This window comes from Mesorhizobium sp. M0815 (assembly GCF_040319995.1).
Taxonomy (GTDB): Bacteria; Pseudomonadota; Alphaproteobacteria; order Rhizobiales; family Rhizobiaceae; genus Mesorhizobium.
In genome coordinates this window covers 118,799-127,036 of the sequence record NZ_JAMYOU010000019.1, presented here as the reverse complement: position 1 = coordinate 127,036, position 8,238 = coordinate 118,799, and the positions used below count along the sequence as shown (strand labels likewise).

Below are 8,238 nucleotides of genomic sequence, written 5' to 3'. Positions count from 1 at the left end.
GCCTACGCCGGCCGTAGCCTTAACTGCCACGACCGCTCATGAGTGCTTTGGCCGGCGAAGGCCGGAAGCGCAGGAAACCGCCGTTTGCAGGCCGGTATCACCTGAATATCGATACAGCCTAATGCAGCGCCTTGACCAGCGCCGCCACCATTACCTGCGGCCGGTAGCCGAGCCTGGCCGGCGTCAGGCCGAGCCGCACCACAACCAGCTGCTCGGAGGGAATGATGGCAACCGTTTGCCCGTCATGCCCCTCCATCCAGTAGGTGTCCTTGGGCAGGCCGGCGGCAATGCCGGCGCCGGGATTTTCCTCGTCGCCTGGCCCTTCTATCCATAATTGTCCCTTGCCGTAGACCTTCGAGGCAGTTGCCGGTTCCCGCATCCAGTCGACGAAGCCGGCGGGCAGGATCGCCTTGCCGTTCCAGACGCCACCCTGCAGCAGGAATTGGCCGAAGCGCGCCCAGTCGCGTGCCGTGGCATAGAGATAGGACGAGCCGACGAAGGTGCCGTGCTCGTCGGCCTCTAGCACCGCGCTCCGCATGCCGAGCGGATCGAACAGCGCGACCCTCGGCCACGCCAGCGCCTTGTCCTTGTCGCCGATCGCGTCCTGCCACAATCGGGACAGCATCACCGCCGTGCCGCTCGAATAGGAAAACACCTTGCCGACCTCGCCGGTCAGCGGCTTGGATCCGGCAAAGCCTGCCATGTCCGGTTCGAGATAGAGCATGCGCGTCACATCGGCGACGTCGCCATAATCCTCGTTGAATTCCAGTCCGCTCGACATTGCCATCATGTCGGCGAGGCTGATCACGGCACGGCCATCTGCTTGCCAGGGTCGAAACAGGCCCTGGTTGGTGATCGCCAGCTTGCCGTCCTTCATCAGCGTGCCGACGATCGCCGCATTCACCGTCTTGGTCATTGACCAGCCCAGTAGCGGGGTCTTTTCGGAAAAGCCGTCGCCATAGCGCTCTGCGACGATGCGGCCGTTCTTGACCACCACCACCGCCCGCATGCCAGCACCGGTCAATGCCGGATCGTCGAGGATTGCCGTGACCTCGGGATCCTGCGAGGCATCGGCCTTGTCGCCCTCCGGCCAGATCGCATCGGGCAGCGGCGCCGGCGTCGGTGCAACTCCCGCGACAGCCTTGGCGGCGGCAATATCGCTGTCGGGAACCGAGGCGCAGCCGAGCCCGTCGCGGGCGACCGCGACACTCTTGCCGAGCCCGCCGAACAGGCCCGCCGAAACCGTTCCCTTCTCCTTGTCCACCGACACTCTCATCAGCTTCAGCAGCGGATGGCCCGGCGCCTGCACATCGACGGCGAGCACGTCGTCGGCGTCTCGCCCTGCGATGAAGACGTTCGAACAGACGATCTTGGCCGAATAGCCGGAACCGACGCGGATCAGTTCCGGCGGCGCGAAATACAGCCAGCCGGCGAGCATCGCAGCGGCCAGCACAGCCAGGCCCAGCAGCCATTTGACGAACTTCAGAAGGATCTGCATTTTTTTCGAATTCCCCCCGAGCGCGATCTATGTCATCGATTTGCCGCCATTGTTTCGGCAAAATCGCGGCTCTTGTCGAGCGCCGTCAACCGAATATCAACCATGATCGGCGATCACGAGGGACTGGGCGATTCTGTGGGGTGATCGTCCGGCTGGGCTTGCATGCATGTGTCCCAAACTGCGCAACGGTTTGGGAATGCATGAAACGAAGATCCAGGCGCTTCGCGTAAGTCAGTTTCAAACGCGTCGCGCCCGGTCGAGGGGCCACCCGCGGAAAGACCCATCAGCGGCCGGCTGAAACCGGCTCGGGAAGTAGCGATGCGCCGTTTCGCGGTCCTCATCACGCTGATGCTGCTTGGTGCCTGCTCGACGGTCGATGATCTGACGCCATCGCTGTCGTCGTCCAGCGCCCCGACGGTTGCGGTACGCGCGCCCCGTTTTGCCGATTCCGACCCGCATGAATGGGATAGCGGCGCACCGTGGAGCTACGCCGTCCACGGCACCGACGTCTCCAAATACCAGACATCGATCGACTGGCCGGCGGCCAGGGCCAGCGGCATCTCCTTTGCCTTTATCAAGGCTACCGAAGGCGGAGACCGGTTCGATGAAGCTTTCAACGAGCATTGGAGCCGCACGAAGGCCTCGGGTATCCCCCGTGCCGCCTATCATTTCTTCTACTTTTGCACGCCGGCCGCTACCCAGGCGCGCTGGTTCATCCAGAACGTGCCCAAAGACAGTTCGGCGATGCCGCCCGTTCTCGACATGGAATGGAACCCGAAATCGCCGACCTGCAAGCTGCGGCCAGATTCCGCCACGGTACGCAGCGAGATGAGCACATTCCTCAAAATCGTCGAAAAACACTACGGCAAGAAGCCGATCATCTACACGTCGGTCGACTTCTTCGAAGATAATGGTCTATCGGGTTTCCGGGCCTACCCCTACTGGCTGCGCTCCGTCGCCGGGCACCCGCGCCAGAAATACGGCAGCCATCCATTCACCTTCTGGCAGTATACCGGAACGGGCGTCGTGCCGGGCATGGCCGGAAACGCCGACATCAACGTCTTCAACGGCTCCGAAGCCGCCTGGAAGAAGTGGTTGCGGCAGAACACCCGTTGACACCAGGCCTGCCGCCTGCTTTTCGACACAGCCAATGACGAATACCCGCAACCGCTGGTAATCTTCTCGGAAGGATGGCGATGCGATCGCGCTTTGGAATTCTCGCGGCGCTGCTCCTGACCGCCGTGCCGGCCGCGGCACAGCAATGCGGCGGCGATTTCGAGGCATGGAAGCAGGGCGTGGCGGCGGAGGCCAGGGCGGCCGGCGTCGGCGCTGCCGGCCTTGATGCGCTGGAAAACGCCACCCTCGATGAGAAGGCGCTGGCACGCGACCGCGCCCAGGGCGTCTTCACCCAGACCTTCATCGAATTCTCGAACCGCATGATCTCGTCGCATCGACTGAAGCAAGGCGCGGCCAATCTGCAAAAATATGCCGAGATCTTTGCCCGCGCCGATCGCGAATTCGGCGTCCAGGCGCCGGTCATCGCTGCTTTCTGGGCCCTGGAAACCGATTTTGGCGCCGTGCAAGGCGATTTCCACACACTGAACGCACTGGTCAGCCTCTCGCATGACTGCCGCCGCCCGCAGTTGTTCCGGCCGCAGATCGTGCCGCTGCTGATGCTGATCGATCGCGGCGTGGTGCCGGCCGACGTGACCGGTGCCTGGGCCGGCGAGATCGGCCAGACGCAGATGTTGCCTTCCGACTATCTCGGCCACGGCGTGGACGGCGACGGCAATGGCCTGGTCGACCTGCGCGGCAGCGCGCCTGATGTGATCATGAGCACGGCCAGCAAGATCCAGTCGCGCGGCTGGAAGCGCGACCAGCCCTGGATCGAGGAAGTCCGTGTGCCCGACGATTTGCCGTGGGAGCAGACGGGACGCACCAACAAGCTGCCGTTGATGCAATGGACCCAGTGGGGCGTTACCAGGCCCGACGGTACGCCGCTTCTCGACAACGGCCTGAAGGCCGGCCTGGCGCTGCCCATGGGTCGCAAGGGGCCAGCCTTCCTGACCTACGACAATTTCGACGTCTATCTCGAGTGGAACCAATCCTTCACCTATGCCCTGACCGCGGCAAATCTTGCCGCCCGGCTGGGGGGCGCGCCGCGATTCGATCCGCGCAACCCGGAACCCGGCCTCAACGGCGACCAGATGAAGGCGCTACAGACCAAGCTCGAGGCGAAAGGCTATGACGTCGGCACCGTCGACGGCATTTTAGGCACCAACACCCGCGAAGCGATCCGCAAGGAGCAGATGCGGCTGGGCCTGCCGGTCGACGGCTGGCCGACGCTCGAGCTGCTGGCGGGGCTGTGAGGGCGGTGAATGGTGAATGGTGAATGGTGAAAAGAATAGCACCGGAGCCGCACTGAACACCAGAGCTACTACTATTCACTATTCACTATTCACTATTCACATCACCGCCTGGCAAGCAAGAAATCGATGAAGGCTCGCAGCGGCGCGGGAACCTGCCGGGAACTTGCGTGATATAGATAAAAACCCGGAAATCTCGGCGACCAGGCTTCGAGAAAGCGGATGAGCTTTCCCGCTTCGATCCACGGCCGGACCTGGTATTCCAGCATGTACGCCACGCCGACCCCATCCAGAACCGCCCCGATCATCAGGTCCGTATCGTTGACCGTCAGGCCACCGCTGACGGCCACTTCCAGGGCACGTTGGCCTCGGGCGAACTCCCACCGGTAGAGATTGCCGCCGCTCGGCCACTGGAAATTGATGCACTGGTGCTGATGCAGGTCCGCGGGGTGACGGGGTATCGGGTGATGCTGCAGATACCTCGGCGCCGCCACTGCAGCCATCTCGAGCTCCTCGCTGAGCTTCACAGCCACCATATCCTTGTGCAGCCGCTCACCCAGTCTGATTCCAGCATCGAAGCGGCCCTCGACGATGTCGGTGAGCATGTCGTCGACAATGATTGTGAGGGCGATATCGGGATAGGCGCGGCGGAAATCGCCGAGGATCGGCGCGATGAAACGCGTGGCGGCGATGCGCGGAACATTGATGCGCAGCGAGCCTGCTGGCCGGCCGCGTGATGCATGCGCGTCCGCGACGGCGCCTTCCAGTTCGCCGAATGCCGGTGCGATGCGGGCAAACAGCTTCTCGCCCTCAGCGGTCGGCGACATGCTGCGCGTGGTGCGGTTAAGCAGGCGGACACCGAGACGCTCTTCCAGCCCACGTATCGTCTGGCTGAGTGCTGGAGGCGAAATCCTGAGCTTGGCCGCGGCGCGGACAAAGCTTCCCTCTTCGATGATTGCTGCAAATGCCGTGAGTTCGGAAAACTCGCTTCCTCGCATTATGTACCTCAGGCTTAACAAGTCAGTTAGATAATAGGCTATTCTCTGAGCAATAGCATGCCCCTAGCTTTTCCCCGGAACGCCGCTCGATCGAGGCGGCCGTAGCCAGACGAAGGAACAGCCATGCATCGTCCACTCGAAGGCAAGACCGCACTTGTGACCGGCAGCTCGCGCGGCATCGGACGCGCCATCGCCGAGGGGCTCGCGGCCAAGGGTGCTGCCGTGGTCGTCAACTATGTCGGCAACGAGAAAGCAGCCAGGGAAGTCGTTGCCGCCATTGAAGGGATTGGCGGAAAAGCCGTCGCCATGCAGGCGGACGTCTCCAGCATCCCCGACATTCGCAAGTTGTTCGACGAAACCGAACGGCAGATGGGGCCGATTGACATCGTCGTAGCCAATGTCGGCGTCGCCGTCATAAAGCCGCTCGTCGAGGCCACCGAAGCGGACTTCGATCATGTGTTCGGGGCCAATGCCAAGGGCACCTTCTTCACGCTTCAGGAAGCGGCGCGCCGCGTTCGCGACGGTGGCCGCATCATTGCCGTCTCCACCGGTGGAACGAAGATGTTCTTCACGCACACGGCGCTTTATCTCGGCAGTAAGGGAGCCGTCGAGCAGTTCGTCCGCGTCCTCTCGCGCGAACTCGGCCCGCGCGCCGTTACCGTGAATGCGCTTTCGCCAGGCTTCACCGACACCGACCTGCTTCCGGAGCGGGACCGGGCCGTGGCCGCCGGCATGTCGCCCTTCGGCCGGATCGGAGGGCCGCGCGACGTCGCCGATGTCGCGGTTTTCCTGGCTTCGGACGAAGCTCGCTGGCTGACCGGCGAGAACATCCAGGCCGGCGGCGGAGTAGCCTGACTGAATGGTGAATGGTGAATGGTGAATGGTGAATGGTGAATGGTGAATGGTGAATGGTGAAAAGAACAACACCTGAGCCGCGCAGAGCACAAGAGCTACTACTATTCACTATTCACTATTCACTATTCACTATTCACTATTCACTATTCACTAATCCGCCATCGTCTCGAGGCTGGCGAACCCTTGCGGCGCGTCGCCTTCGTCGAATGGCGTTGCCACCTCGACGAAGGTGTCGGGATAGAAGCCGTTGAACCGTGTCCTGAGCGACAGCGAGTAGGCGCCGATATGGCCGATCTCTATCCAGTCGCCGGTATCGACGGTTTCGGGCAGCCAGAACGGCCGCGACAATATATCGACGGAATCGCAGGTCGCGCCGCAGACCTTGAAGGGTACGATGGTCTTGTCCTCGCCATTGCGCGAGCGGATCGCCGGATCGGGGATGAAGCGCGCCGGCAGCGTGATCTTGCCGGTCCATGAATCCGACAGCGACGCCCAGATGCCGTCATTGATGTAGAGCCTTTTGCCCTTGCGCAGCAGCACGCGCACGATCAGCGACAGGCAGCGCGCCACGATCACCCGGCCGGGCTCGGCCACCAGCGGCATCTGGTCGAATTGGTACTCCTGGAGGTCGCCCGATAATCGCGACATGATCTGGCCGAGCGACGGCATCTCCGGCTTGCGGCTGTTCGGGTCATGGCCATATTCGGCCGGAAAGCCGCCGCCGACATCGAGCCCGGCAATGTCGAAACCGACGCGGTTGCGCACCCAGTCGGCCGAAGCCAGCGCCCGCTCATAGGTGTCGGGATCCTCGATCTGGCTGCCGACGTGAAAGCACAGCCCGACCTTGTAGCCGGTTCGGTTCAGCCGTTCGGCGAGTTCCACCGCATTGGCCGGTCCGGCGCCGAACTTCTTCGACAGTTCGTAGGCCGCCGAGCCTTTCGTCTGGATGCGCACGAACACGGTGATCGCGCCCGGATCGATGTCGAGCGCCCGCACCACCCTGGTCAGCTTGGTGATCTCGTCCTCATGGTCGAGCGAAATGACGCGAATGGCGTACTTTTCCAGCGCCAGCCTGATGTCCGACTGCGCCTTGACCGGGTGCATGTAGAGCATCTCGGCGTCCGGCGAGACGGCGCGCACGGCAGCGAATTCGCCGGGCGAGGCCACATCGAAGGCGCTGACGCCGGCCTCGACCAGTGCGTTGAGCACGATCTGCTCGCCATTGGTCTTGACCGCATAGGCGGTCTTGCCGGGAAACATGCCCATGAACTGTTTGGCGTCCGCCTTCAGCACCTGCGGGCGGAAGCAATAGATCGGATCGTCCGGGCGCAGCGCCAGCGCTGCCTCGCGGGCATTTTCGAATCGCTGCATGGACGAATCCCTTGACTGAGGCTGCGCACAATTAATCCAAGCTAGCGGCTAATGAAAACAATTCTATGTCTCGCCGCCCCGGCTTCGCGGCGCTACGCCTTTCTGTACGCCGGTTATGGGCGAGCTAGGCCATCGCTCAGGTTTCGGGTGGCCCTTGCGGCCGGATCGGGTATGGCGTGAACAGACGCCTGAAGAGCAAGGCATCTCGTCTGGGAGGACGACCAATGGCGATAGCTGCCACCACCACGATGCGCGGGCCGATGGTGCTCAAGGACTGGGCGCAGCTTCTGCTGCTCGGCGCCATCTGGGGCGGTTCGTTCTTCTTTGCCCGCATTGCGGTGGCGGAACTTCCTCCGCTGGTGCTGGTGCTGTTCCGCGTCACCATCGCGGCGGCGGCACTTCAGCTCTATCTTGCGGTTCGCGGCCCATCCTTTCGCCTCGCTTTGCCGCATGCCGGCCTGTTCTTCCTGCTGGCGCTCGCCAACAATGTCATCCCTTTCTCGCTGATCTTTGCCGGCCAGACCGAGCTTGGCGCCGGCGTCGCCTCGGTGCTCAATTCGACGACGCCGTTCTGGACGCTGATCCTCGCCAACGCCCTGACCAGCGACGAAAAGCTGTCGTGGAACAAGCTTGCCGGCATCGCCCTCGGTATCGCGGGAACGGCGGTGATGATCGGTCCCGGCCTCGTCGCCGGGCTCGGCGGCCCGGTCTGGGCGAAATTCGCGCTCATCGGAGCGTCACTATCCTATGCGGTTGCGCTGATGATTGCCCGCCGCTTCAAGGGTGTGCCGTCACCGGTCATTGCCACCGGACAATTGACTTGCTCGACCATCATCATGATCCCGGTCGTTCTGTTCACCTACGGGACCGCCAATCTGTTCTCGGCTTCGCCGCCGGTCTGGGCGGCGGTGCTGGCGCTGGCGCTGCTGTCGACCGCCTTCGCCTATATCCTCTATTTCAACCTTGTCGCCTCGGCCGGCGCCACCAACGCCTCGCTGGTCACGCTCATCGTGCCGGCCAGTGCCATCCTGCTCGGCTTCCTGTTCCTGGGCGAGTGGCTCGAACTGTTCGAATTGGGCGGCATGGCGCTGATTGCGCTTGGCCTCGTCACCATCGACGGTCGCCTGTTCGGGCGGCGTTAGAGATGGCG

General features: G+C 63.0%; 7 protein-coding genes. 4 read left to right on the top strand and 3 right to left on the bottom strand.

Going from position 1 to position 8,238, the window contains the following annotated elements:
* Positions 1-118: 118 nt before the first annotated feature.
* Complete coding sequence (locus NKI01_RS21185) at positions 119-1,498, bottom strand: serine hydrolase domain-containing protein (protein ID WP_023721218.1); 1,380 nt, start codon at positions 1,496-1,498, stop codon at positions 119-121.
* Positions 1,499-1,816: 318 nt separating this feature from the next.
* Between NKI01_RS21185 and NKI01_RS21180 the strand changes: the two genes are divergently transcribed.
* Entirely contained in the window at positions 1,817-2,614 is a 798-nt protein-coding gene (locus NKI01_RS21180; RefSeq protein WP_023721219.1) for a glycoside hydrolase family 25 protein, read from the top strand.
* Between the two features lie 80 nt (positions 2,615-2,694).
* Positions 2,695-3,867 carry a lytic murein transglycosylase gene (locus NKI01_RS21175; protein WP_023721220.1) on the top strand — a complete coding sequence of 391 codons (1,173 nt, stop codon included), beginning with the start codon at positions 2,695-2,697 and terminating at the stop codon, positions 3,865-3,867.
* 101 nt (positions 3,868-3,968) lie between these two features.
* Here the strand turns inward: NKI01_RS21175 and NKI01_RS21170 are convergent, their stop codons facing one another.
* Positions 3,969-4,862 (bottom strand): LysR family transcriptional regulator, encoded by an 894-nt coding sequence (locus NKI01_RS21170; protein WP_023721221.1) that lies wholly within the window; start codon positions 4,860-4,862, stop codon positions 3,969-3,971.
* A gap of 123 nt (positions 4,863-4,985) precedes the next feature.
* On the opposite strand from NKI01_RS21170, the gene NKI01_RS21165 reads away from it, so the two are divergent.
* Positions 4,986-5,717 (top strand): SDR family oxidoreductase, encoded by a 732-nt coding sequence (locus tag NKI01_RS21165; protein WP_352908850.1) that lies wholly within the window; start codon positions 4,986-4,988, stop codon positions 5,715-5,717.
* A 150-nt stretch (positions 5,718-5,867) separates the two neighbouring features.
* Here the strand turns inward: NKI01_RS21165 and NKI01_RS21160 are convergent, their stop codons facing one another.
* A complete protein-coding gene (locus NKI01_RS21160; protein WP_023721223.1) occupies positions 5,868-7,088 on the bottom strand; it encodes an alanine racemase in 1,221 nt (406 codons plus the stop codon).
* A 224-nt stretch (positions 7,089-7,312) separates the two neighbouring features.
* On the opposite strand from NKI01_RS21160, the gene NKI01_RS21155 reads away from it, so the two are divergent.
* The gene (locus tag NKI01_RS21155; RefSeq protein ID WP_352495785.1) at positions 7,313-8,230 is read left to right on the top strand and encodes a DMT family transporter; all 918 of its coding nucleotides are present in this window, start codon (positions 7,313-7,315) and stop codon (positions 8,228-8,230) included.
* Positions 8,231-8,238: the final 8 nt, after the last annotated feature.

Coding starts and splice junctions, on each gene's coding strand:
- NKI01_RS21165 (WP_352908850.1), top strand. CDS start 4,986: ATGCATCGTCCACTCGAAGGCAAGACCGCACTTGTGACCGGCAGCTCG.
- NKI01_RS21180 (WP_023721219.1), top strand. CDS start 1,817: ATGCGCCGTTTCGCGGTCCTCATCACGCTGATGCTGCTTGGTGCCTGC.
- NKI01_RS21175 (WP_023721220.1), top strand. CDS start 2,695: ATGCGATCGCGCTTTGGAATTCTCGCGGCGCTGCTCCTGACCGCCGTG.
- NKI01_RS21155 (WP_352495785.1), top strand. CDS start 7,313: ATGGCGATAGCTGCCACCACCACGATGCGCGGGCCGATGGTGCTCAAG.
- NKI01_RS21185 (WP_023721218.1), bottom strand. CDS start 1,498: ATGCAGATCCTTCTGAAGTTCGTCAAATGGCTGCTGGGCCTGGCTGTG.
- NKI01_RS21160 (WP_023721223.1), bottom strand. CDS start 7,088: ATGCAGCGATTCGAAAATGCCCGCGAGGCAGCGCTGGCGCTGCGCCCG.
- NKI01_RS21170 (WP_023721221.1), bottom strand. CDS start 4,862: ATGCGAGGAAGCGAGTTTTCCGAACTCACGGCATTTGCAGCAATCATC.